At 64.7% G+C, this 1157-nt stretch carries 2 protein-coding genes; both read left to right on the forward strand.

Annotated elements, in window-relative coordinates:
* Positions 1-171 (forward strand): IS3 family transposase (locus CLV70_RS38870; protein WP_146164373.1); only part of this gene is annotated, 171 nt, incomplete at its 5' end.
* Between the two features lie 97 nt (positions 172-268).
* Positions 269-1111: a Hint domain-containing protein gene (locus CLV70_RS38875; RefSeq protein WP_245908821.1), complete on the forward strand. Its 843-nt coding sequence runs from the start codon at positions 269-271 to the stop codon at positions 1109-1111.
* Positions 1112-1157 lie beyond the last annotated feature (46 nt).

Here is a 1157-nt window from a genome sequence, read left to right on the forward strand (position 1 = left end):
AACAAGGGTCCGTGGCGCGGCCTGGACGACCTGGAGATGGCCACCGTCGAGTACATCGACTGGTACAACAACCGCAGGTTGCACGGCGAGCTCGGACACGTCCCACCCGCCGAACACGAGGCACTACACGTGATGACCCAGCCGGTCATTGCACCCCTGAAAACCAGCTAACCAACTCTCCATCAAACCCGGGGCTTGACACCTGTGTATCGACTTCGGTGAGATGTGTGGCGGCCTGGAGGAACCCACCGGAATCAGCGTGTCACGCATGCTGGAAGGCGGCCTGGCGCTGCTCACGATCGCGGCGGGCCCGGAGCTGCTCGCGGCGTGCGCGGTCGCACCCATGGCCTGTCCCTACGGCGTGGCCGATGACGCTGCGGCCTTTTACGGCTCCGGCAGCCTGGTCGGCGGTGTCGGCACGGGCCTCGCCGGCAAGACCTCCGCGGCCGGCCGGGCCGGTAAGGCCTGCAGCTTCAGCGGTGACACCCGGGTACTGCTCGCCAACGGAACCACCAAAAGGTTCAAGGATCTGAAGAAGGGCGACCTGGTCCTCGCGGCAGACCCGGAGACCGGCAACGAGGGCGGCCGTCTCGTCGAACACGTCTGGGTCCACCGCGACGACCTGTACGAACTCTCGGTCGGCGGCAAACGACTGGTCACCACGGAGGACCACCCGTTCTGGAACGCCACGGACAAGCGTTGGGACCGCGCGGACGAACTGGACCGCGGCGATCTCCTGCATTCGCCGGACGGATACCGCTTCCAAGTCGGTGGCATGATCCGGGGAAGTCACCGGACCGCCCTGGCCTACAACCTCACCGTCCAAGACCTCCACACGTACTATGTGCTCGCCGGCAAAACCCCGGTGTTGGTGCACAACGACGGTGGCGACGATCTGGTTCGTGTTGGGCGCTGGATGTCTCAAGGTGAGTTTGATGAGATGTCTCGTACGGGAGCAGGGCTATTGCGTTGTCGGGTAGCTGCTGGTCACGGCGGCGATCAGGTCGTGTGGTTGGCGGTTGGCTCGGCGTGTGGCCCGGGCGATATTGGTGGCGCCATTGGCCTCGATCCGTCAGAGGTTTTTGCTCCCTGTCTGACCGTTTCGGCTTGACCGTTTTGTCCACTCACGGTGGGTGCGGGATCGCCACGTGTCGCTG

It is taken from the genome of Pseudosporangium ferrugineum, from assembly GCF_003002065.1.
Taxonomy (GTDB): Bacteria; Actinomycetota; Actinomycetes; order Mycobacteriales; family Micromonosporaceae; genus Actinoplanes; species Actinoplanes ferrugineus_A.